Here is a 20,730-nt window from a genome sequence, read left to right as displayed (position 1 = left end):
TTCTGTTTTTAATCATCATAATCACCTTTTCATCTTATTCATATTTATTATTAACGCATGGATACTTAAAGTATATACCTATAAGTAATTTGTATACGGAAGCTTGTGTTTTGTATACGGAAGTGTTAAAATGACGTCAAAGGAACATGAAGGAGTGATGATATGAAGAAGACTAAGAACATCCCATATAGACTTGATCCGAACGAACATAAACAACTCAAATTGTTCTGTGTTGAACATGGGATTCCAATGCAGCAACTCCTTGATATGGCGGTGAATGAGTATCTGAAAAAATGGGCGGTGTAAACGATGGCTAGACCGCGTAAGGAGGGAATGGATTACTTCCCCCATGATGTGAATTTATCATCCGACAAAAAGGTTGAGGCGCTTCGGATAATTCACGGAAATGACGGTTACACATTCTTCTGTATCATGCTTGAGCTTATATACCAGGAGAGCAACTTTGAACTAGATGTTTCTGACGCAGAAACTATTCAGATACTCGCCAAAAAAGTAGAAGTAACTACACAAAAACTAACAGAAATGATTTTAACCAGCATAAAACACGGGTGTTTTGATCGAGAAAGATACGAAAATGATCATGTTTTAACATCAAATGGTATCAAAAAGCGTGCATCAGTCGTTGTAGACAAGCGTGAAAAGATGCGATCAAAAAGCCGTAGCGACGCGATTCCTGTAGTTTCACCACCAGTTTCTTCCCTAGTTTCTGACGCAGAAATGGGGGTAGAAAGTACACAAAGTAAAAGTAAAAGGAAAGTAAAAGATAAAGTAAAAGAAAAGAAAGATATTATACCTAAAATTAATTTCGCTGAATTCGTATCAATGACTCAGGAAGAATACGACAAGCTGCTTGAAGCACACGAACAAGACAAGCTTAACCGGATCATTGAAACCTTGGACAATTACAAAGGTTCAACCGGAAAGAAATACACCAGCGATTACCGGGCTATTTTAAACTGGGTGGTCACTAGAGTTGAGGAAGATGAAAGGAAACTAAAGCTAATACCGGGAGGTGGAAACGGTGGAAAGTATCAAGCCGGTTATGCAGGACCTTCTGAAGCGAGTCGAAAGGCTGCGAGCCGAGGCGCTGAAACCTTTATCGGAAGCCCTGGACGAGAATCAGGACTTACCACCGAGGAAGTTCAGCGGCGCGCCAGCAATTTCGAATGAGGGGTGCGAGAAGTGTGATTACACCGGAACGATCAACTCATTCCGATGGGAGCAGCCGGAAGGGTACCCGATCAAAATACAAGTGGCCGTGGTAGAAAACTGCAGCTGCCACATGGACCGGATGTTCCTGAAGTACAACGCATCCGAGACTTTCAACGCAAAGGAACGGGGTCACACCTTCAAAAATGCAACGATGGACAATATGAACGAAATGCAGTTTAACATTGCAATGGACTTCGTCACAGACATCAAGAAGCATATGGAACTTGGCACATGGCTGTACATCTTTGGTGACGATGCCCGGGTTGCTGAAGCTTCAAAGGCAAAGGGCGCCATCCTGAACGCATACGGTACAGGAAAGACATATCTCATGCAGTGTATGGCGAATGCTTTCTCATACCGGAAGATCCCGGCGATATACGTCACGGAGTCAAAACTGTACGGAGAGATCAAAGCCACATACAGCCGCGATAGCGAAGAATCTGAAATCGATGTGCTACAGCGCTACTACAACGTACCGATCTTGATGATAGACGACATCTTCACCGCACAGTACAAGGATTGGGCCGAAGGTATGCTCTACAACATCATTGACGAGCGCATGAAGAACAACAAGGTGACGATCATGACCAGCAACTACGCATTAGGCCGCATCAGAGAGCGTTTACCGCTGAACGGTGGGAAGATCGGAAGCCGGATCAACGGTAAGGCAGAGCAGATCGAAATGCTGGGCCCGGACCGCAGACCACAAAGCAAGAGTGAGCCGGCTTAAGAGAGGATGAAGAGAATGGCTACAGCATTAACGGATAAACATTTTCACTTGATGCAGCATGCACTAGGTCTGACACGCAAGAAAAAACCGACACGAAATTATTTTTACTGCGATGGCAACGATCCTGACTGGTCTTATCTCGTTGATAACGGATTTGCTACACGTAATCCAGGATGGACAGAAGGTAAAGCGTACTTTCGTCTTACATTCGAAGGAGCAAAGTCTATTTATTCAAAACCAATGTCAAAAAAGTATTTCGAGGATCTGCCATGAGTCATGAATGCCTTGACGCTCATTATCACTACATGCCGGTAGATCATCCTAGCTGCTGGAGTTGGCCGAATGATTACAAACACCGTGTCCATTATGACGAAAAAACTCTTGGCTCAAAACCAATTGGCATCATGTGCAAAGGTGGAGAGTTGGTGTGTGTGGATGAAGGTTCATATTTACACCCAGCGGCATTTGACCTTGATGTGCAAGAAATACTTATTGTCAATCCAATTATGAAATGCTGGGGAAGGGGTTTAAAGCATGAATGACCTAATCAAAACGATAAAAGAATCTTTAGATAAGGCGGACGCAGCTCCGTGGGAACAAGACGAAGGGCCATATGTGTTAAATAGCAACGGTCATATAGTGTGCAGGTTATGGGATCTGGAAGACAAGTACGCGAATGATCAGAATAACGCTAACCTTATCGCTAAATCCCCCACATGGCTACAACAGCTAAGTGATAGTTTGGAAGATGCGGTAAAGGCGCTGGAGTGGTACGGAGATAAGACGATTTATTTTAGCAGAGAAGACGAAGCGATTAAACCAATAGTCAAGGACTTTGGGGAACTGGCACGTAACACACTAAAACGCATAAAAGGAGCAACACAGGCCGTAGGCCATCAATCGACTGAATCAGCTCAGGCAGAGCCGGTGGCCGAATAATATGAAACCCATAGACGACTACGACCTATACGACAAAGACTTCGCCTTATGGTGGCGCAAGGGACTTGAATCCTTCGGGATGGACACCAGTGTGGTGGATGAATGGGAACGTGATCAGGCTGAGGCAGCATAACAAGAGGGGGTAACCGGAGTTTACGGAGCCACTACGTGTGATAACAAGGGAGGAAACAGGGATGAAGGTACACGAGCTTAAAAAGATTCTGGAACACTGCGAAGATGATTGGGACATCTGCTACACCTCAAATGCTTCGTTGGACGATGGAGTGGTTGATATTGATGAACTGAATGAGGATCATAACTTGCGCACATACATTTTGTTTTAAATAGTCCGCACAGCTAATACAAGCCCCACACAGACGTTATAACCGCAAAGACAGGCACAAGTTAGGGTATGGTCAATAAAGCGCTCTACGGGGCGTGCGGAAGGAGAGAGGATATGACTAAAAAGGAAGGTAGTTATGAGTATATCGTAGACACAATAGAAACAGAAACGATGATTTTTAGTATATGGAGAAAAAAGAGCGAATATGAGCGAAATATGGATCGATTATCACATATGTGCCATGAGAGTTGGCTTAAACAGGTTGAGAGAGGGTGAAGGGAATGAGATTAATAACGGCAGTGGAGTTAATGAGAGCGCACCAAACTTGTCCGCAGTGTAACAGCGGGATGATCGGAAACGGCGAAGGAACGCTGGTGGTGACAGAGGATGTGTTCAAGCGGACGTGTAAGTGTGGATGGAGCATAGAAGTGAATCCCAAGGCCGAAGGGCATCAATCGACAGAATCCGCTCAGGCGCCAGCCGGGGGCCGTATCGGGGGTTCCTATGAATAAACTAACAGAGATCAAAGAGGCGCTAAGTAAAATAACGACAGGACGTTGGGAACTGAAAGGTGAAGCGGTATATTGCGATACACCAACAGAATATGAACCCATTTGCCAGTTATACGCTAACTCAGAACGTGACTTTGTTAATTGTGAATATAACGGTATCTTAATCGCCAACGCACCTGAATACATCACCTACCTAATTTCTCTCCTAGAAGAAAAGGACAAAGCCCTAGCGATGCTGGCTGACAAAAAGAATTGGACGCGCAGATGGACGGAGAATAGTGCTGAGTTGGTTTGGATATGGACAGAAGATGGAAGTCCGCATGAAGTTGCACAGGCTGCTTATACATCCTCTAACAACGAAGGAGACTAGACTATGAGCGTATTTACTAAACAAGTAGAACATGAATTGAAGAATTCCTATACCTCACTAAGTGAGAACCATTACCACACCATCAAACAGTTATTACAGCAACACGAAATCATGGTAAACGCATTAAAGGACATTGCAAATAATTTTGATTGTGACGCAGACGCACACAGGCATGATACAACATGCAGGAAGTGCATGGCACAAGAAAAACTAAACCAGATAGGAGAGTAAACCATGACACCAGAACGGATAGAAGAGATCAAACAGATGGTTGCAGACGATGACGTTACACCATTTGGTCCAGAGTACATCATAGAGTTGCTGGCTGCTCTAGAAGAGGCACAACAACAAGCAGAGCTGGCGTATGCAGCATATGAAGGACTTCAAGGATTCTGTGTAAGTCGTGGGGAGTACGATTCCTTGCTTAACAAACATAGCGTACTAGCCAGAGCACACCGTGAGGTACAACAGACCATAGCCCGGCAACAGAAGGTGATTGACTGGTACGAAAGTGGCGGCAGCATGGGCGAATTGTTGGAGGAAGGGGAGGTCCAGCCATGACACAGGTACAGACAACAATTTGCCCCCGAGAGAGGGCAGAGGCGGCATATATCACGCTACAAAGTATTAATTCGTAGTTGACGCAAACTGCACAGGAAGGAGTTAAAGGTATGGAAGCAGGAGATCCGGGTGAAGCGAAGTTTCTCGCCAGTCTGAAAAAGATGATTCGGACAGCGAACAATGCTGCTGAGCGTAAGAACTATCAGCATGGGCAGATAGAGTTAGGCGCTATTGCACGGGTAATGGATGCCCAAAGTATAGAATCTGTACCTCCGGGAGTAGAACGGGTAATAGGGGCTTATTATGAACGGGTGACCGGGCGCAAGGCATACTACTGAAGCATATTGTGCAGCTAAAGGAAGTGGAGACGGTGAATGGTAGTTGCGAACGTTGCGGTTATAGCCTCGGTTTTGAATCTGACGTTTGCGGTGTCTGCTTAGCTGAATTAGAGCTGGAACATCAGTATGAAGTCTATAGGCTTGTTTGCGCACTTAAAAGCATCCCCGCAGCAGACTATGACGCTTGGGTAGATGCTGATGAATAGTACGAAGACACAGGGACAGAGAGGGTATACAGCCCTCCTCTCCCACTAAGGGAGGAACAAGAGATGAATCATACATTAACGAAGGAACAGCGAAATGAAATGGAACATGCACTTGGTCTGACATACAAGAAAAAGCCTACTCGCAATTACTATTACTGTAACGGAGATGACCCTTCATGGTCTGATCTGGTAGACAAAGGAATAGCAACACGTTCTCCAGGATGGTCAGAAGGGAAGGCTTATTTCCGGCTCACGCTTGAAGGTGCGAAAATGATCTTCACTAAGCCAATGTCACGTAAATATTTCGAGGAATTGCCATGAGTGAAGATCGGGGAGGAAGCCAAATGACACAAAGGGACTGGCAAAATGATATGGATTTCTGCAAGTCTGCGGATTCACTTCCATTGACCAGTAAAAACATTATTAATTTGATATCAGCGCTTCCCTACTGGCTCCAAGAAGCCAAAGAGCGCGGAGAACGGGAACAACGGCTGAAAGAGGCAATAGAGAACGCACTTAAATGGACCTGGTATCACAGTGAAGCGAACATGGTCGAGATTGATACTGTCCTGAATGACATTTTAGACACTCTATACCCAGATACCCCAGCACAACCATCAGCATCCACACCAGAGATTACCGCGCGACCAATTGATGATTGGCACGAAGATTACGGGGATGTCATCTGGTGGACGTTCCCGATCCAGGAGTCACCGTATTGCGGAAGCCCACTGGACATGGATTGGCCGGGCTATCACACGCACTGGACACCAATCATGATTCCAGCAGCCCCAGCACCCAAGGAGGGCGAGACAGTTGAATAAGGCTATTGAAATATTGACAGATTGGATTTATGTGCATGAAAAACGACTTGAAATACTGAAAGACTTGGACGATACGCAAAAATATTGGATAACAAACGGAGACGCCGCTCAGATCAATTACTACACTGCCAAGAATCAGAATACACAGAAGGAAATTGAGGAACTCATTAAGGGAATCAGTGAGTGTAAGCAAGCATTAGCGAAGGTTGAGGAAGGAAATAACCAATGACACTCACAAGGGAAGAGATAATCAACCAACGTCCCGGCAGGCAGCTAGATCGGTGGATACAGGAGCACATTTTTAATTGGGTTCCTTGGGCGGAACAGCGCAGCGATTATCTTGTTGTCACTTTCCAAAAGCCGGGTGAAAGGGAGCCTTATAGGGGATTGCAGAACTGGGAGTCACAAATGGAGCGTTACTCCATTATTCAGTTTTCTGAAATCGACCCAATGAAACACGCAGTTTATGGAGACAAGGACTGGTCAACAGACATATCCGCAGCATGGGAAGTAGTAACACATCTCAAATCAAAGTACTGGTATTTTATGTTGTCAGATGAAAATGACGGATGGGAAGCGAGCTTTTATTGGGATCCGCACCGTCCAGCATTTGAGGCAGTATCCACTGGAGCACCTGAAGCAATCTGTAAGGCGGCTCTACTAGCAGCACTGAAGCTATAACGGCCGTCAGGCCTCCGATTCGACCGCAATACTTAGCGTAGCGGAGGCCGACACAGGTCTGGCTCCCCATAAAGAAAGGAAAAACCCACATGATATCAGTACTCATATTTCTCATGATCTTAATCATTGGCAGTTATTACATGGGATACAGAGACGGACAAAAAGGGGATGAATCAGATGATCGAATGGATAAAGTATGACCCGGCGAATCCGCCGGAAGTTGGTAAAGAGTACCTTGTAACTGATAAACATGACGTTGATATATCTGGATATGTAGATCCTTTAGAAACCGGAGCATATTGGGAAATAGAACAAATTTGGAGTGATTCACCTGTAAGTTACGTTTCACATTACGCCCATATCAACCTACCAGGGGAGGAAGACAGACCATGAAACTGATAGACGCAGATAAGCAGAAAGAATGGATCAAAAAGGAATTGTCGGATATACCGGTACATTTCACAACAAGCTTTGATCGTGGACGGCACGCAGCGTTGATGGCATTACTAAATTCAACAGAGGCCGGCACCTTTGAGCCCACACCACCAGTACAGCCAGACACTGGGGAGGTAATCAAATGACCAGCGCTAAAAAGCAGCACCGCCGTATCACCCCTATGCCGATAGTATCCAGCTTTACGCCACCGAACCGAGAGACCGTCCACAGCGAGGTAACCACATACGTACTGACAGAGGAGCAACTGGCTGAAGTGATCGCCAAGTACGGACCACCAACCCGGCCATACGGAAGCTACAGCAGTATAGCAACACCGCCAACGCGCCAGCAGGGAGGTGCCAAACGTGGTGCAGTTCGAGATAAAAGTAAAGCCGATGGGCGCGGTAAGGATGACGCAAAAGGGAAAGTGGAAGGACGAAGCAGCACAAAGGTATCTGGTTTATAAGCGACTGCTGGGGTACGAAGCGAGGAAACATATCAAGACACCGATGCAGCAGCCCATTATAGTGACCGCAGACTTTTATTACCCTTTACCGAAGGATACCAGCAAGAAGAAGCGCAAACTAGCGGCAGAAGGTAAATATCGGCCGGTGGTAAAGCCGGACATCGACAACGCAGCCAAAGGGGTCCTGGACTCACTCAACAAGATAGCCTATGAAGATGATAACCAAGTGGTCGGACTTATCACAAATAAGTACTATGCAGACGAGCCGCGCATCGTGATTAAAATTGAGGAGTGGATCGCATGAGAGCAGCATGGATCAACCTTGGCGAAACATACGAGTTGGTAAGCGAATATGGGACACGTGGAGGAGCGTTGATAACGCTGGACAAGCAAATACATCAGCGGAACCTTAGGGCGCTGTACGAGCCTCCTATAGGCTTTAAAACAGACAGTTACAAATTCGCAGAAAGGAGGTTGATCAATCGCAAAACGGCATGATTAAATCTATGAAAACGTGAGAAAACGAAAGATATTAGTACAATAACGCCGGGAAATAGTGTATAATATAGGTAATAATCAATATTATGAGCGAAAAGAGGGGTATTCGTGGAAATATCGGAATTGCAAGATCAAATCGAGCAGCTGCAGTATGAGTTGAACATGGAAAATCAGCGCGGTGGGTTGAAGGATGCAGCCAAGGTAGAGGGACTGGAAGCACAGATTGCGGGATTGAAAGCTGAGATGGAAAAACCAGAACTGCCCCCAGAGATTGTAAAGGCTAATGAGGAAGCGGAACTGTTCGGGACAGCCTTTGAACCATTCTGCAAAAACACTCTCTCTTATAACGTGATCCGCGAAAAAGTATTCGCCAAAACGTATGCCCTGATGGACGCTTTAACTGATGCACAAGTGCAGGCGGAAGAAACAGCAGCTATCACAAACAGCGAACTATCTGAACTTTCACAACAGATTGAGGACCGTGACGCAATTATCTCCGGGCTGCGCAAGGAACTGTTTGAAGCGAAGGAACTGGCAGAGGACAACGCCAACAAGCGTGATGCCGCATGCCGGGAACTGCTGGAAGCCTCACAGACCATTGATGCGCTTAAGGACAAGCTTGCAGCTGCCGAAGTGGAGCCGCCGAAGAAGAGAACAAACGTGGAAGGATCCGAAGAAGCGTCCGAAGAGCTTAAAAAGACACTACCTGTTATATACGATGTGGAAGAACTGGACCACCGCAGAAGCCGGTTCCGGGCGAAATTTGCAGAGACAGACGAATCTTTCGAGGACTGGTTTATTTACAAAGAGGCCAGATATGTGGAGGTGTCCGCTGAACAAGCGGTGACATTTCGAACCGAGTACTTGGACGCGCAACAACCGGCGCCTGTTGAAGAGGATCATCCATACGATATTCCCGACAGCACAGACGAGGTAGCATACACCGCACCTGCCTTTCGTGGCGAAGACGAGAACGCCGCAGAGCCTGGATTGGCTGCTGAGGCATCAACAGTGGCTGGATCGCCAGTTACACGCGAAGAATTTGAAGAGCTCAAAGCCAGAGTCGACCAAATCGCATCCATTAGATCGGTTGCTTAAGAAGATAAACGAGTAGGAGGTGAGCACATGATCATCAAGCACAGCAGCATGAGGCCAGAAGAATCCATGCTTGTCATATGCAAGAATGAGCATGTGCTTATCTACTATGATGAGGATCGTCAGGGGTGGTCGATCAATAGGTCAACCAAAAAGGCACTTGGCCAGACGAGCGAAGTATACAGGAGGATTGAGGGATTTAGAGAGGTAGCGTTTATTACGACAGAACCGCTAAAGGAAAGGGTATAAATTATCTATAGGGGGGATAACCATGAACTGGAAGGAGTCATACAACGACATATGCGCGGAGCTGCGGATTGTACAGATCCACGAAATGGAGATCAGACGGCGGGTGGAACTGGCACACGGTGTAATGGTCGCAGGCAAGATGCCATCCTCCGGCGACTACGTGCATATCTCTCTGGATAAAGGGCTGGAGAAATATTTAGCAGTAGTCAGTGAGTTGGAGGTGGCACAGGCAGAAACTGACCGGTTACAGAAGATCAAGGATGAGATGGAATCAGAATTGGCGAAGTTTACCGGGCTGACATATGTAATACAGTGCAAGCGAATCGAAGGCAAGTCGTACAAGGTAATTGCCGCTGAACTCGGATACAGCGAGGGATACCTGAGGAGACACATGAGTGAATCAGGTAACAAACAGGTAACACAAAGTGCAAAAGCATCGTGATATAATGGTTTTATGAGGAATTGGCGACCAGTGACGCGCGGACTGCCCCTGTTGCCGATTCCCATCACTTGGATGATTTACTCCTTGGCGCTGGCGAGAGTTGGCGCTACATTTTATCGAAGTCGGTTAATGGTAAACCAACGGTCTCCAAAACCGTGACTGGTGGTTCGATTCCATCCTTCGGTGTAAACTAACTTTCACGGTTAAAGTGAGGCAATACCTTAGTGGTGATACAGGCCAACCGCTAAACCGGAGCGTGACGGTGTAGACGCTATATAAATCCATCCAAGGCTATCCAGTAATCTTGAGGTGACGCATGCGATCCCTTGACCAATGGGGCGGTTATATCGTTGCTGCCGGTGGGCGGTATAACTTTTATCAGGCATCGGCATACTTTTAGCAACACACATCCATAACGTGCTAAGGCGTGCGGATGGTTTGCATATATACAGAAATGTAACTTAGTTGGGAAAGTAGTCGGCGATATCCCCGGTTCGATTCCGGGACGGTGGTCCTAGAACAACGTATTGGAAAGTTGGTTCCAGCAGGCGAGTCGTGCGTTCGATCCGCACCATTTCTGGCACAAGAGAGTGACGGTATATAGCCGTTGCTCTTTTTGTTTTGCGGCAAAGCCGCCATCGAGTCAGACCGAATAGGCTTAACGAAGTGGAGGCCGGATAAGGGTTGAGGCATTCAGAAAGGTACTTAACACTTATATTTATCATTATGATGACTATAGTGATCGAGGTGGTGAGATAGATGCTAGGTCCGTTGATCACACAGGAGAGTATAGACCGCTCACCGTGGTGGTTTAGGGCGCTATTCTACACAATGGGATACACCTATCTGGCATTGGGCGTGATAATCAGCGTTTTGAGTATGCCGATGGCAGCGATCAGACACTTGAAAGCACGCAAATAAGTTGTTACAGGAATAGTTAGTCTCCGAAATTACGGGTGTTATATCGTAAATAAGTGATTAGAGGGAGGTGAACACAATGGCAGTAGGAAAATACAAAACACATGTCGAGCCCAAACTACTGCTCATTGAAGCATGGGCTAGAGATGGACTCACAGATTTGAAGATTGCTGAAAGGCTTGGAATCAGCGAGGCGAGCTTCTATAAATACCGCAATGAACATGAAGAGTTTACAGAGGCCTTAAAAAACGGCAAGGAAATTATAGACACGATGGTCGAGAATGCACTGCTCAAGGCGGCACTCGGGTATGAGTATGAAGAACGTAAGATAACTGACGATACGATAGAGAGAACAAAGAAGTATGCACAGCCCAATACAACAGCGCTTATCTTCTGGCTGAAGAACCGTAAGCCGCAGCAGTGGAGAGATAAGCAAGAGCTTGGCATAGAAGGTGAGCTCAACATCAAAGTGTCCTTACCGAAAGGATTGACCCCAGATGCCGACAATTAACATCGACTTAACCGAGCTTCCGACATTAACCAATGATCGGTTCTATCCCCTTTACACAAACAAGGACAGATACTTGGTGCTGATGGGCGGCGGCGGTTCGGGTAAGTCGGTGTTTACGGCTCAGAAGATCATCTTCCGGCTGCTGACTGAACAGAAGCACCGTATCCTGGTACTGCGTAAAGTAGCCAAGACGCTGCGGGAATCGGTGTTTATGGAGCTCAAGAATGCTATATACCGGTGGGGACTGGAGAAACTGTTCAAGATCCCAAAGGGAACGAGCTCAGAACTCCACATCAGCTGCATCAATGGCAACGAAATACTGTTTGCCGGGCTAGACGATGTAGAGAAGCTTAAATCCATTTCAGGCGTAACCAGCGTATGGATGGAGGAAGCCAGCGAGTGTTCACCGGAAGACTTCAGACAGCTAGACATTCGGCTACGGGGTAAGCACATCAACTATAAGCAGATGATGATTACCTTTAACCCGATTGATATCAATCACTGGCTGAAGAAAGAGTTCTTCGATCAACCCAAGCCAAACGCCACTACGATCCACAGCACATACAAGCACAATAAGTTCTTGGACGAGGAGGCCATTAAGGTGCTGGAGGCGTTCAGAGAGACGGACCCATACTTCTATCAGGTGTATGCGCTTGGTGAATGGGGAGTGCTTGGAAAAACTATATTCAACGCTCAGAAAGTCAGTGAGCGTATCTCATACCTTCGCGACCATGATCCATTGGTGCAGCGAGGGTATTTTGTTTATCAGAAAGATGCTGCAGATAAGATTCTGGACAGCACTATCAAGTGGATTGAGGACGACAACGGGTATATCAAGGTATTTGAGAGACCGCAGTCGCAGACACCTTATGTAATAGGTGGTGACACGGCTGGTGATGGTTCAGATAACTTTATAGGCCAAGTGATTAACAACGTCACAGGCAGGCAATCAGCTGTGTATAAGAACCAGTTTGACGAGGATTTGTATGCAGAGCAGATGTATTGCCTGGGCAGACATTTCAATTACGCCTTAATCAGTATTGAAACTAACTTCAGCAGCCATCCGGTTAAGGTGCTCAGCCGCTTGGGATATACGAATCAGTACATCCGCGAGCGAGAGGATACATTCACCGGCTCCATTACAAAAGCATACGGATTTCGCACAGATAAGCTTACCCGTCCCTCAGCTATCGCTGAGCTGGTGAAGATCGTCCGTGAGTCGGTGAATCTGATCATGGACATTGACACACTGAACGAGATGCTGACATTTGTACGCAACGAGAAAGGTAGACCACAAGCACAGGAAGGAGCTCATGATGACTTGATCATGGCGCTTGCGATTGCTTATTACAGCCGTGGACAGCAGGAAAGCAGACTGCTACAAAAGGCGATAGAAACACCTGTCACGCCATTCCCATTCCGCACAGACGAACCAACCGGAGGTGATTACTTAGCATGGTAGAACAAGCAGCAGAGCTTGGAGAGTTACTGAAACTCCCACTCTTGGAGCAAGAAACCACCGAGCTGATCAATGCGAAGATGCGCGAGTTTATAGGCGAAGTGAAACCAACACCGCCGGAGATCAAACAGGAAGTTGAAAGTATCGTGTCCGAGTGGCTGGGCGCACAGAAAGAAGGTGAGTAAATGGCAAGGGAAGAGGCGACAACGTATGACAAGCTGGCTGGAGAGGTAGAGAAGCAATACAAAGAGGGCCTATCCTTCCTTCGTAAGATGGGTTACCTGGACAAATGGCCGGAGTACGAGAGGTTCAGAGCAGGTGACCAGTGGCCTCCAGCGACACCGCGAACCAAATCACTACCGCGTCCGGTGTTTAACCTTATCAAGATGATTGAGACACATAAGGTCGCCAACGTCATGAGTGAACAAATTAATATGTTGTTCAGCCGTGAAGAGGCAGACGACACCATGGAGCAAGATGATACAGGCGATTTGTTCAGCCGGTACTCAGCAGCTACCTGGGAACGCGTCAAACAGGACGACATCAACGAGGAAGCGCTGGACATTGCAGCCAACACAGGGACTGTTGCTGTACATTACCACTACGATATGAGCATCCAAGGCGGAGTGAAGTTCCCTTTCATCGGTGAGATGGACGGCGAGGTTATTGACCCGATCAACATTTTCTTTGGTAATGAGCAGCAGCGTAACGTGCAGCGGCAGCCATACATCATCATCAGCAGCCGTGAGAGCGTCAATAGCGTCCGTGAATACGCCCGGAAGAATGGTATGAGCAAAGAAATGGTATCCCAGATCAAGCCGGACAAGGACACAGAGGATGAAGGATATGACCTTGCAAAGGTCGAGATTGACGACAGCAAGAAGATTGCGGTTATCACCAAGTACTGGAAGGGCACCGGCGGCGAGATCATGTTCTGCAAGATAGCTGGTGGCATGACCATCAAGAAGCCTACAAACACGATGCTTACCCGGTATCCTATCGCTGTGATGCAGTGGGAGCGCCGTAAGAAGTCCATACGCGGCATAGGTGACACTGAGGGCCTGATACCGAACCAGAAAGCTGTTAACACACTGGTAGCTATGCAGATACTCTCTGTGCAGCTCACAGGCTGGCCTAAGCTGATTTACAAGAAAGGCGCGATTGACCCAAGCAAGGTTACCAATGCTCCTGGTGAAATGATTGAGGATCACCTACCTGTGGGACAGGGTGACGGCGCCAAATATCTCACGCCGGGTAACATCAGCGCGGTTGCAGGTAACTTGGTAGAGGCAATATTGACCTACACACGCCAAATGACAGGTGCTGACGAGGCTGCAACTGGCTCCGCACCATCTGCTGACCTTAATGCAACGGCCATCATGCTGCTGCAAAAGGCTTCAGCCATCCCGATTGAGTCCATCAAGCGCCGTTTCTACTCGTTTATCGAGGATATCGGCCGTATCTGGGAGGATATCTGGAAGGTAAAGTACAATCTTCCGCGTCAGGTCACACTCAAGGATGATGATGGTGAAGAGTATCCAGCTATGTTTGACGGATCTCAGTACCAGGAAGTTCCCATGTCACTCAAAATTGATGTTGGACCTTCATCCACTTACTCCGAATCACTCATGCTGTCGAGCTTAGATAAGGCGCTTGACCGTGGTGATATAGATTACATGCAGTATCTTAAGTATGCACCACATGCTGTCGTGCCGTTCCGCGACCGTCTCATGAAGGAAATGGAAGAGAAGAAAGGCGTTATCGGCCAAATGGAGCAATTGGTCGCTTCCATGCAACCGGAGGAAAGAGAAATGTTCCAATCTATGCCGCCGGATCAACAATTCATGTTCCTGCAGCAGAACATTCTCGCTCCGCAAGTACCACAAGCAGTGCCGAATCAGCCTACAGCCGTAGGGATGTAAAACAATGGGCTTCCGATGAGACTGCGGAGGCCCTTTTCATATACAAATTTGCCCCAACCATAGGGCAAGGAGGCGTTACACATGGAAGAAACCGCCAACCATAGCGGCATTGAACAGGCAACTCCGGTTATTGAGCAAGCGCCAGTAACGGAGCAGATTGAATCACAAACCACAGGGGAGACCGTCACACCAGCGGAGGAGCCTAGAGGGATAAAGGTCAAGTACAACAAAGAAGAACGCTTTGTGCCAGAGGATGAGGTGCCGAACTGGGTTCAGAAAGGTTTGAACTATGACAAGGTGTCCGAAAAAGCCCAGCAAGCCGAGCGTTATCAGCAAATGCTTGACCGCACAGCGAAGTTTTACGGATTTGATACTCACGAATCTTACATGGAAGCACTGGAACAGGCCGAAACAGACCGCCGCATCACTGAAGAGGCAGATCGTCTCGGTGTGTCGGAGGATGTAATACGAGAATACGTCCAGCCATTAAAGAGTGAGCTTGATCAACTGAAGCAGCGTGACCAACAACGGTCCGAACAGGATGCACTCCAGAAAGTGGAGGCTCAAATATCAAGCATGGAGAGCGATATCGCTAACTATCCTAACTTTGCACAGCACAAAATGGATGTCATTAACCTTGCCGCAGCTAAAGGATACAGCTTGGATGATGCCTACAAGATCCTTACGTACGACACGCGGGTAACGACCGCATCGCAACAGGCCCAGCAGGAGGCCATACGAAGACTGCAACAAAACGCCGACAGCTCAACAGGCGCATTGGGCGCTGACGCACCAGAGCAAGCCACAGGATACATGGCGATGTCTCCGGCAGAGCGTAAGGCGTTCCGTGAAGCCCAAAAGCGCGGACAACCATACTAAGGGGATGACTTATCATGGCAACATCAGTACAAGGGTATAACGCAACAGCCGGAGTAAACGCACTTACCGCAGAACAACATACTTATTTCCAGGATGAATTGCTCGAGAGACTGCTGCCGGAACTCAAATGGACACAGTTCGGCGAGAAGAAGACCATCCCGAACCGTAAAGGTGCTACAACTAACTTCCGCCGGTTGAACTCTCTAGCCGTATCTACAACAGCGCTGACCGAGGGTGTTACACCAGACGGCGTAAACCTCGATATCGTGGCAATCACAGCCACAGTAGCGGAATATGGCAGCTGGACCAAGATTTCTGAATTCATCAACATGACAGGATATGACCCACTCTTAACTGAAGCATCTGGACTTATGGGTGAAAACGCTGGTGAATCCATTGACACCATCGTGCGCGACATCGTGGCCGCAGGAACAAACGTAATTTATGCCAACGGTAAGGCTTCCCGAATCCTTACAGCTGCAACGGACAAGATCACTGCTGCAGATATCCTGAAGGTACGCCGTACCATGAAGAACAATAGAGTCAAGGAAATAAAACTTCCTGGTGGGGGCTCTGGATTTGTGGCTCTGGTACATCCTTTCGTAGCAATGGACCTTATGCAGACACAGGAATGGAAGGATCAGAACACCTACGTAGACACCAAGAACCGCGAAGAAGGTATCCTGGGCAAAATGTACGGCATCTACTTCATGGAAGTGGATAACGGTGTGAAATTCACTGGTGCCGGTGCATCGTCTGCGGACATCTACGGCACTATCTTCCTGGGCCGGGGAGCTTATGGCTTGCCTGACATCGGCGGCAGCATGAAGCCTGAAATCATCGTACACCCTGCCGGTTCCGCCGGATCTGCTGACCCATTGAACCAATTCAACACCATCGCATGGAAATGTGCATTCACTGCTGTTCGTTTGCAGGAACTGGCTATCATCCGTTACGAATCTGGCGCATCTGTATAAAATCACTGAATGAGGGGGCCCAACGGCTCCCCTTTAATTTGAGGAGGAACCACCATGGCAACAGAAAAATCACTCGAAAAGCAAGCAGCAGAAGCTGAAAAAAGCGCAGCACAACAACTGCAGGAAATGCCGAAAGTGAAAATAATCATCCCGGACGACCCTCAGAACCCATCTGACAAAGTCGTTCCAGTTGGATTTAACGGCGTAATATACGCGATTCCGCGGGGAATTACAGTAGAGGTCCCACAGGTGATTGCTGAGATTTGGCAGGACTCATACGAACGGACCCGGGCTGTCAATCAACGCATCGAAAGAAGCACCAGCCAAGAAATCAAAGTAATGTGACACTGGCCCCGCAATGGGGCCTTTTTGTCTATTAAGGGGTGATAACGTGAATCTACAGGAGATCATAGATGAAATAACCGAGAAGTACCCTCATGGTCTGTCCAATGATAGTGTGATCCGCAAGATTAACCAGGTACAAAATGAATTGTTCCGGACAACATTCCCGGTGCGCAGTTTGGCGATATATAACCTGCAGAAAGAGGTATTTGCGTACAACCTACCATTTCCAAAATCAAGTTTGGTCGGCGTATTCGCTAATGGAGTTGAGCATCGTTACCAAGACGTACGCAGGGCTTCAAATACCCCGTTCTATTACTTTGTGGGAACAACAGGCTTTGCAATATACCCAACACCAACGGAGGACGTTACAGGCGGTCTGACGCTGTTCTACAACAAGTACCCGACTCAATTATCTGTTTCAACTCTAACAGCAGTACCGGAGCTTGATACAGACTTTCATATGCTGCTGGTGTATGGGACTTTGGTACAAATCGCTGAGAACTTCAATGATGTGGCGATGGTTAACAATTACACAGCGAAATATAACGGTTTGATTGAAGAATTTAACAAAGTAAATGATGAAACACCGGATTACCTTGTCATTGAAGATGTCATGGGGGGGTTGTTATGAGCTCACAAGGCGATATTGCACAGCAGTTTATAGATGGAGGGGTTGTGCCTGCGGATCTAGTAGGCCAGGAAACAGTATCGAAAACATATGTGGACGGTCAAATCGACATTCAGGATGCTTCGATAGCTATTATTGCGAGCCAGGCAGCCACCGCGCAGAGTACCGCAAACAATGGTGTTGCTGCAGCTGCTACGGCTCAATCTACAGCGAATACAGCAGTAGGCGCAGCAGCATCAGCGCAAACAGCAGCGAATACAGCACAGAACACCGTAGATCTCCATAAGATTTCCACTATTGCCCACTCTGCGGCGAACATTACTTATAACGGATCAGTAGAAGGTGCCTCAAACACCAAGCAGGCTATTGATCTGGTCAAACAGAGAGTAGATACCATTGTCGCGGGAGCCGGGGAAAGTAACACGGAAATTCTTGACGCCCGGCAGCCGGCCACAGGAGCACCGTATCCTATTTTGGGTGCCAGGCTCAATAACGTTGATGCGAAGTTGGCGGATACTGAGAATACTCTCAACGGAACTAACCAAGGCGAAACAATAAATGTCCCTGGCGGGTTGCGTTTAGCCCTAAAGGTTAGACAACCTATGATCAGTATTCATGCGGATGATGGAACGATTCAAGACTTCACCATTCTAAAACCTATCTTAGAAGCGGCGGGTGTACCTTGTAGTTTTGCGGTTATTAGTAGTTTTATTGGTAATTCTGGTTATCTTGCAGAGGCTCACATTAATTCATTGATTGGTATGGGTTGGGAATTAATGTCGCATACTGAAACTCACCCGCAGTTGGCGACATTAACCGAAGCAGAAGTAGAGGCAGAATTGAAAAATTCTAAAGAGACATTGGAATCCATGTTCAATGTTAAAGTCAAGAGCATCGCTTATCCAAATGGATCGGAAAACGCTATGGTAAGAAGAATTGCACGGAAGTATTACCGTTCTGCAACGATCTCCTTTGGCGGACGCAATGAAATGCCTTTGTCTACGTATCGAATGAATCGCGTACCACTCGGCTCATATTACGAGCCTGGGGCTGGTCATGATACTTTAGAGTATTACAAAAGCCAAGTAGATGCGTGCAAAGCTAATAAAGATTACCTTATCCTTATGCTACATCCAGGGTTTCCCTTAGACCCAACACAGCGTCAGCACTTGATTGATGTCATTGCCTACGCCCAGTCTCTGGGTATCCCATTTGTAAATCATAACACCGCCTTGGATTTGATCGGAAATCTTGTGGATACTGGTGATTTTGTTAAAAATGATGTCACCCCCCATTTCGTCATATCTGGCGAAGGTTCTGGATACTCTTCGGACGGTGAAAATTCACCAGACGATAGCAAACGCAATTTGGTTGAAAATTACAATTTTGAACTAAATGGATTAATGGATTATATCAATGCTTACCCCTCCGATGTGAATGTAACTTTAAATACGTCCTCGGTGCGTTCGGGAAAATACAGCATGAAAATTTTAAGATCAACAACATCGAATCGGTATATCACTTACAGCATGCGAAATGTAGATAATTTCAAAGGAAAATGGGTAACTGCTGGTGCTTGGGTGATGTGTCCGAATACCAACACCGGAGAAATGAGATTAGGAATACAAGACGGCATTAATTTCACATTGAGTGATCCTGTACCTCGCGATGGGAACTGGCACTTTATTTCTGCAAAACAATTGGTCGGAGCATCTGCCACAGTATTACAGCTAAACATAGGTCGAGTTACAACGAACGGGCTGGCAAACGATATTATGTACGTAGACAGCTTATACGCCATCGAAGGAACTTCTATGTCCCCAACTGTAGTGAATTATCCGGTGCATTCTTCTACAGATTTAGCATCTAGCGCTACAGGTGTTGAGGGAAACATAGCCTACAATGCCAATTATCTATTTTTTAGCGTGGGGGATAACTCGTGGAAAAGGATTCAGTGGAAAAACAGAACAGAGTACACGGCCAATAATGCTTTTACGCTGTCTACGCTCATTACTGGTTTTCTGAGCAATACCATTACCATAACACCCATTACAACTGCATTTGCTAGTGCTAATGGTTTTCCTGGCGGGGTTGGCGGCTATTTTTCGACGTTTAGACTCAATGATGATGTGTCCTTTAATTACCAGTTATACGAAACCTTAGATGGTAAAGTGTATCGAAGAAATATAAATAATGCGGATAACAATTGGTATGGATGGACGATGCCAAACATTAATGCAGGGACAACCGCCAATCGTCCAACCGTTTCAACTGTTGGATTCCAGTATTTCGACACCACGCTACAGAAACCGATTTGGTGGGGTGGTTCGGCTTGGAAAGATGCAACAGGAGCAACAGTTTAATTCACTAAAGGACCATACTGCGCAATAAGAAAGGAGGTGCTTCATGCAACCCTGGGTATCTGCACCGAATAAATCCAAACCGGTCATCGTAACGCTGGCCGATGGCATAAACCAATCTGTGGAGTCCATAGAGCTTGCTGACGGTCAATGTACCGCCGCACTCAACGTGGACTCTTTTATTTATCCAACGCTTCAGGTGCGAGACGGGTACGCACTGCACAGCACCCACACGGGCTACATTAACCGCCTGTTCAAGTTCCTGGGTGTTTGGTACTGCGGCAATGGAAGGGGCCTGTATCGCTTTACAGGTTCCTCCTGGGTGTCTGTGTATGAGCATGGTGACACCAACAATGATCGGCTATGGGATGCAGCCATGTTCTTTGACGGCAGCAAGCTATACTTCTTGGACGGCAACTTGCAGCTGCAGCAATGGGACGGCACCACTTTAACCCCGATGAGCGCGGCCCCGGCAGCCAGCGCGTTCCTCACAACACACGCCAACCGGTTCTATTTAGCCAATCGCAACGATAACCTGCTATCATACTCCGGTCTTCGAGACGCTGCGGACTGGACGAGCACCAACAAATACACCGGAACCGGGAAGATCACCGTTGAAACGCCGGACGGAGAGAAGCCAACTGGCCTTATTGCTTACGCGGATCATGTAATACTCTTCAAAAAGTATACGCTGCACGAGCTGTACGGCGAGGATTCGACCAACTTCCAGATGCAGAACCCTTACGGGGTGGGTTGTATCTCAGATCGGACCATCGTTCCAACCAATTCGGCGCTTTTTGGCTAGGCCC

33 protein-coding genes and 1 tRNA gene are annotated in these 20,730 nt (G+C 47.2%); all 34 read left to right on the top strand.

Going from position 1 to position 20,730, the window contains the following annotated elements; all coding sequences use genetic code 11:
- Positions 1-162 precede the first annotated feature (162 nt).
- Positions 163-306 (top strand): hypothetical protein, encoded by a 144-nt coding sequence (locus NSU14_RS30690; protein ID WP_340948334.1) that lies wholly within the window; start codon positions 163-165, stop codon positions 304-306.
- 3 nt (positions 307-309) lie between these two features.
- The gene (locus NSU14_RS30685; protein WP_340948333.1) at positions 310-1,191 is read left to right on the top strand and encodes a DUF4373 domain-containing protein; all 882 of its coding nucleotides are present in this window, start codon (positions 310-312) and stop codon (positions 1,189-1,191) included.
- A gap of 112 nt (positions 1,192-1,303) precedes the next feature.
- Complete coding sequence (locus tag NSU14_RS30680; protein WP_340949021.1) at positions 1,304-1,963, top strand: DnaA ATPase domain-containing protein; 660 nt, start codon at positions 1,304-1,306, stop codon at positions 1,961-1,963.
- A 15-nt stretch (positions 1,964-1,978) separates the two neighbouring features.
- The gene (locus tag NSU14_RS30675) at positions 1,979-2,236 is read left to right on the top strand and encodes a hypothetical protein (RefSeq protein WP_340948332.1); all 258 of its coding nucleotides are present in this window, start codon (positions 1,979-1,981) and stop codon (positions 2,234-2,236) included.
- Positions 2,233-2,505: a hypothetical protein gene (locus tag NSU14_RS30670; RefSeq protein ID WP_340948329.1), complete on the top strand. Its 273-nt coding sequence runs from the start codon at positions 2,233-2,235 to the stop codon at positions 2,503-2,505. The genes NSU14_RS30675 and NSU14_RS30670 overlap by 4 nt, the downstream gene beginning before the upstream one ends.
- Complete coding sequence (locus NSU14_RS30665) at positions 2,498-2,902, top strand: hypothetical protein (RefSeq protein WP_340948328.1); 405 nt, start codon at positions 2,498-2,500, stop codon at positions 2,900-2,902. Before NSU14_RS30670 ends, NSU14_RS30665 begins: the two co-directional genes overlap by 8 nt.
- 1 nt (position 2,903) lies before the next feature.
- A complete protein-coding gene (locus tag NSU14_RS30660; protein ID WP_340948326.1) occupies positions 2,904-3,035 on the top strand; it encodes a hypothetical protein in 132 nt (43 codons plus the stop codon).
- Between the two features lie 61 nt (positions 3,036-3,096).
- Positions 3,097-3,246, top strand: coding sequence for a hypothetical protein (locus NSU14_RS30655; RefSeq protein WP_340948325.1), 150 nt, complete (start codon positions 3,097-3,099; stop codon positions 3,244-3,246).
- Positions 3,247-3,526: 280 nt separating this feature from the next.
- Positions 3,527-3,757: a DUF3797 domain-containing protein gene (locus NSU14_RS30650; RefSeq protein ID WP_340948324.1), complete on the top strand. Its 231-nt coding sequence runs from the start codon at positions 3,527-3,529 to the stop codon at positions 3,755-3,757.
- Positions 3,750-4,127 carry a hypothetical protein gene (locus NSU14_RS30645; protein ID WP_340948323.1) on the top strand — a complete coding sequence of 126 codons (378 nt, stop codon included), beginning with the start codon at positions 3,750-3,752 and terminating at the stop codon, positions 4,125-4,127. The genes NSU14_RS30650 and NSU14_RS30645 overlap by 8 nt, the downstream gene beginning before the upstream one ends.
- 3 nt (positions 4,128-4,130) lie before the next feature.
- Complete coding sequence (locus NSU14_RS30640; RefSeq protein ID WP_340948322.1) at positions 4,131-4,358, top strand: hypothetical protein; 228 nt, start codon at positions 4,131-4,133, stop codon at positions 4,356-4,358.
- A gap of 3 nt (positions 4,359-4,361) precedes the next feature.
- Positions 4,362-4,688: a hypothetical protein gene (locus NSU14_RS30635; protein ID WP_340948321.1), complete on the top strand. Its 327-nt coding sequence runs from the start codon at positions 4,362-4,364 to the stop codon at positions 4,686-4,688.
- A gap of 110 nt (positions 4,689-4,798) precedes the next feature.
- A complete protein-coding gene (locus NSU14_RS30630) occupies positions 4,799-5,026 on the top strand; it encodes a hypothetical protein (RefSeq protein ID WP_076242905.1) in 228 nt (75 codons plus the stop codon).
- 269 nt (positions 5,027-5,295) lie between these two features.
- Complete coding sequence (locus tag NSU14_RS30625) at positions 5,296-5,553, top strand: hypothetical protein (protein WP_340948320.1); 258 nt, start codon at positions 5,296-5,298, stop codon at positions 5,551-5,553.
- Between the two features lie 23 nt (positions 5,554-5,576).
- A complete protein-coding gene (locus NSU14_RS30620) occupies positions 5,577-6,056 on the top strand; it encodes a hypothetical protein (protein ID WP_340948319.1) in 480 nt (159 codons plus the stop codon).
- The gene (locus NSU14_RS30615) at positions 6,049-6,285 is read left to right on the top strand and encodes a hypothetical protein (RefSeq protein WP_340948317.1); all 237 of its coding nucleotides are present in this window, start codon (positions 6,049-6,051) and stop codon (positions 6,283-6,285) included. The genes NSU14_RS30620 and NSU14_RS30615 overlap by 8 nt, the downstream gene beginning before the upstream one ends.
- Complete coding sequence (locus NSU14_RS30610; RefSeq protein ID WP_340948315.1) at positions 6,282-6,737, top strand: BC1872 family protein; 456 nt, start codon at positions 6,282-6,284, stop codon at positions 6,735-6,737. Before NSU14_RS30615 ends, NSU14_RS30610 begins: the two co-directional genes overlap by 4 nt.
- Positions 6,738-6,914: 177 nt before the next feature.
- Positions 6,915-7,130, top strand: a complete 216-nt coding sequence (locus tag NSU14_RS30605) for a hypothetical protein (RefSeq protein WP_340948313.1) — start codon at positions 6,915-6,917, stop codon at positions 7,128-7,130.
- Entirely contained in the window at positions 7,127-7,318 is a 192-nt protein-coding gene (locus NSU14_RS30600; RefSeq protein WP_340948312.1) for a hypothetical protein, read from the top strand. Before NSU14_RS30605 ends, NSU14_RS30600 begins: the two co-directional genes overlap by 4 nt.
- A 219-nt stretch (positions 7,319-7,537) precedes the next feature.
- Positions 7,538-7,942 (top strand): RusA family crossover junction endodeoxyribonuclease, encoded by a 405-nt coding sequence (locus NSU14_RS30595; RefSeq protein ID WP_340948311.1) that lies wholly within the window; start codon positions 7,538-7,540, stop codon positions 7,940-7,942.
- 302 nt (positions 7,943-8,244) lie between these two features.
- Positions 8,245-9,234: a hypothetical protein gene (locus NSU14_RS30590; RefSeq protein ID WP_340948309.1), complete on the top strand. Its 990-nt coding sequence runs from the start codon at positions 8,245-8,247 to the stop codon at positions 9,232-9,234.
- A gap of 27 nt (positions 9,235-9,261) precedes the next feature.
- On the top strand, positions 9,262-9,480 hold the full coding sequence (locus NSU14_RS30585; RefSeq protein WP_340948308.1) for a hypothetical protein: 219 nt from the start codon (positions 9,262-9,264) through the stop codon (positions 9,478-9,480).
- 22 nt (positions 9,481-9,502) lie between these two features.
- The gene (locus NSU14_RS30580) at positions 9,503-9,922 is read left to right on the top strand and encodes a hypothetical protein (protein WP_340948305.1); all 420 of its coding nucleotides are present in this window, start codon (positions 9,503-9,505) and stop codon (positions 9,920-9,922) included.
- 115 nt (positions 9,923-10,037) lie between these two features.
- Positions 10,038-10,108 (top strand) — tRNA-Trp (locus tag NSU14_RS30575).
- 811 nt (positions 10,109-10,919) lie between these two features.
- Positions 10,920-11,351, top strand: coding sequence for a helix-turn-helix domain-containing protein (locus tag NSU14_RS30570; RefSeq protein ID WP_340948303.1), 432 nt, complete (start codon positions 10,920-10,922; stop codon positions 11,349-11,351).
- Complete coding sequence (locus NSU14_RS30565; RefSeq protein ID WP_340948300.1) at positions 11,338-12,813, top strand: PBSX family phage terminase large subunit; 1,476 nt, start codon at positions 11,338-11,340, stop codon at positions 12,811-12,813. The genes NSU14_RS30570 and NSU14_RS30565 overlap by 14 nt, the downstream gene beginning before the upstream one ends.
- The gene (locus NSU14_RS30560; RefSeq protein WP_340948298.1) at positions 12,807-12,995 is read left to right on the top strand and encodes a hypothetical protein; all 189 of its coding nucleotides are present in this window, start codon (positions 12,807-12,809) and stop codon (positions 12,993-12,995) included. Before NSU14_RS30565 ends, NSU14_RS30560 begins: the two co-directional genes overlap by 7 nt.
- Complete coding sequence (locus NSU14_RS30555) at positions 12,996-14,732, top strand: portal protein (protein ID WP_340948297.1); 1,737 nt, start codon at positions 12,996-12,998, stop codon at positions 14,730-14,732. It begins immediately after the preceding gene.
- Positions 14,733-14,813: 81 nt separating this feature from the next.
- The gene (locus NSU14_RS30550; protein WP_340948295.1) at positions 14,814-15,611 is read left to right on the top strand and encodes a hypothetical protein; all 798 of its coding nucleotides are present in this window, start codon (positions 14,814-14,816) and stop codon (positions 15,609-15,611) included.
- Between the two features lie 14 nt (positions 15,612-15,625).
- Entirely contained in the window at positions 15,626-16,588 is a 963-nt protein-coding gene (locus NSU14_RS30545; protein WP_340948294.1) for a N4-gp56 family major capsid protein, read from the top strand.
- Positions 16,589-16,642: 54 nt separating this feature from the next.
- Complete coding sequence (locus tag NSU14_RS30540; protein ID WP_340948293.1) at positions 16,643-16,933, top strand: hypothetical protein; 291 nt, start codon at positions 16,643-16,645, stop codon at positions 16,931-16,933.
- 46 nt (positions 16,934-16,979) lie between these two features.
- Positions 16,980-17,564, top strand: coding sequence for a phage adaptor protein (locus tag NSU14_RS30535; protein ID WP_340948292.1), 585 nt, complete (start codon positions 16,980-16,982; stop codon positions 17,562-17,564).
- Positions 17,561-19,924 (top strand): polysaccharide deacetylase family protein, encoded by a 2,364-nt coding sequence (locus NSU14_RS30530; protein ID WP_340948291.1) that lies wholly within the window; start codon positions 17,561-17,563, stop codon positions 19,922-19,924. The genes NSU14_RS30535 and NSU14_RS30530 overlap by 4 nt, the downstream gene beginning before the upstream one ends.
- Positions 19,925-19,967: 43 nt before the next feature.
- Positions 19,968-20,726, top strand: coding sequence for a hypothetical protein (locus NSU14_RS30525; protein ID WP_340948289.1), 759 nt, complete (start codon positions 19,968-19,970; stop codon positions 20,724-20,726).
- The last annotated feature ends 4 nt before the right edge of the window (positions 20,727-20,730 follow it).

Origin of the sequence: Paenibacillus sp. FSL R10-2771 (assembly GCF_038000205.1) — a bacterium.
Taxonomy (GTDB): domain Bacteria; phylum Bacillota; class Bacilli; order Paenibacillales; family Paenibacillaceae; genus Paenibacillus_AQ; species Paenibacillus_AQ phytohabitans.
The sequence above is the reverse complement of the archived record's forward strand: the minus strand, read 5'-3'. Positions and strand labels throughout refer to the sequence as shown.

Coding starts and splice junctions, on each gene's coding strand:
- NSU14_RS30645 (WP_340948323.1), top strand. CDS start 3,750: ATGAATAAACTAACAGAGATCAAAGAGGCGCTAAGTAAAATAACGACA.
- NSU14_RS30600 (WP_340948312.1), top strand. CDS start 7,127: ATGAAACTGATAGACGCAGATAAGCAGAAAGAATGGATCAAAAAGGAA.
- NSU14_RS30630 (WP_076242905.1), top strand. CDS start 4,799: ATGGAAGCAGGAGATCCGGGTGAAGCGAAGTTTCTCGCCAGTCTGAAA.
- NSU14_RS30525 (WP_340948289.1), top strand. CDS start 19,968: ATGCAACCCTGGGTATCTGCACCGAATAAATCCAAACCGGTCATCGTA.
- NSU14_RS30635 (WP_340948321.1), top strand. CDS start 4,362: ATGACACCAGAACGGATAGAAGAGATCAAACAGATGGTTGCAGACGAT.
- NSU14_RS30685 (WP_340948333.1), top strand. CDS start 310: ATGGCTAGACCGCGTAAGGAGGGAATGGATTACTTCCCCCATGATGTG.
- NSU14_RS30545 (WP_340948294.1), top strand. CDS start 15,626: ATGGCAACATCAGTACAAGGGTATAACGCAACAGCCGGAGTAAACGCA.
- NSU14_RS30655 (WP_340948325.1), top strand. CDS start 3,097: ATGAAGGTACACGAGCTTAAAAAGATTCTGGAACACTGCGAAGATGAT.
- NSU14_RS30670 (WP_340948329.1), top strand. CDS start 2,233: ATGAGTCATGAATGCCTTGACGCTCATTATCACTACATGCCGGTAGAT.
- NSU14_RS30560 (WP_340948298.1), top strand. CDS start 12,807: ATGGTAGAACAAGCAGCAGAGCTTGGAGAGTTACTGAAACTCCCACTC.
- NSU14_RS30620 (WP_340948319.1), top strand. CDS start 5,577: ATGACACAAAGGGACTGGCAAAATGATATGGATTTCTGCAAGTCTGCG.
- NSU14_RS30580 (WP_340948305.1), top strand. CDS start 9,503: ATGAACTGGAAGGAGTCATACAACGACATATGCGCGGAGCTGCGGATT.
- NSU14_RS30605 (WP_340948313.1), top strand. CDS start 6,915: ATGATCGAATGGATAAAGTATGACCCGGCGAATCCGCCGGAAGTTGGT.
- NSU14_RS30690 (WP_340948334.1), top strand. CDS start 163: ATGAAGAAGACTAAGAACATCCCATATAGACTTGATCCGAACGAACAT.
- NSU14_RS30555 (WP_340948297.1), top strand. CDS start 12,996: ATGGCAAGGGAAGAGGCGACAACGTATGACAAGCTGGCTGGAGAGGTA.
- NSU14_RS30570 (WP_340948303.1), top strand. CDS start 10,920: ATGGCAGTAGGAAAATACAAAACACATGTCGAGCCCAAACTACTGCTC.
- NSU14_RS30680 (WP_340949021.1), top strand. CDS start 1,304: ATGGACCGGATGTTCCTGAAGTACAACGCATCCGAGACTTTCAACGCA.
- NSU14_RS30565 (WP_340948300.1), top strand. CDS start 11,338: ATGCCGACAATTAACATCGACTTAACCGAGCTTCCGACATTAACCAAT.
- NSU14_RS30530 (WP_340948291.1), top strand. CDS start 17,561: ATGAGCTCACAAGGCGATATTGCACAGCAGTTTATAGATGGAGGGGTT.
- NSU14_RS30675 (WP_340948332.1), top strand. CDS start 1,979: ATGGCTACAGCATTAACGGATAAACATTTTCACTTGATGCAGCATGCA.
- NSU14_RS30540 (WP_340948293.1), top strand. CDS start 16,643: ATGGCAACAGAAAAATCACTCGAAAAGCAAGCAGCAGAAGCTGAAAAA.
- NSU14_RS30550 (WP_340948295.1), top strand. CDS start 14,814: ATGGAAGAAACCGCCAACCATAGCGGCATTGAACAGGCAACTCCGGTT.
- NSU14_RS30625 (WP_340948320.1), top strand. CDS start 5,296: ATGAATCATACATTAACGAAGGAACAGCGAAATGAAATGGAACATGCA.
- NSU14_RS30660 (WP_340948326.1), top strand. CDS start 2,904: ATGAAACCCATAGACGACTACGACCTATACGACAAAGACTTCGCCTTA.
- NSU14_RS30640 (WP_340948322.1), top strand. CDS start 4,131: ATGAGCGTATTTACTAAACAAGTAGAACATGAATTGAAGAATTCCTAT.
- NSU14_RS30650 (WP_340948324.1), top strand. CDS start 3,527: ATGAGATTAATAACGGCAGTGGAGTTAATGAGAGCGCACCAAACTTGT.
- NSU14_RS30610 (WP_340948315.1), top strand. CDS start 6,282: ATGACACTCACAAGGGAAGAGATAATCAACCAACGTCCCGGCAGGCAG.
- NSU14_RS30665 (WP_340948328.1), top strand. CDS start 2,498: ATGAATGACCTAATCAAAACGATAAAAGAATCTTTAGATAAGGCGGAC.
- NSU14_RS30585 (WP_340948308.1), top strand. CDS start 9,262: ATGATCATCAAGCACAGCAGCATGAGGCCAGAAGAATCCATGCTTGTC.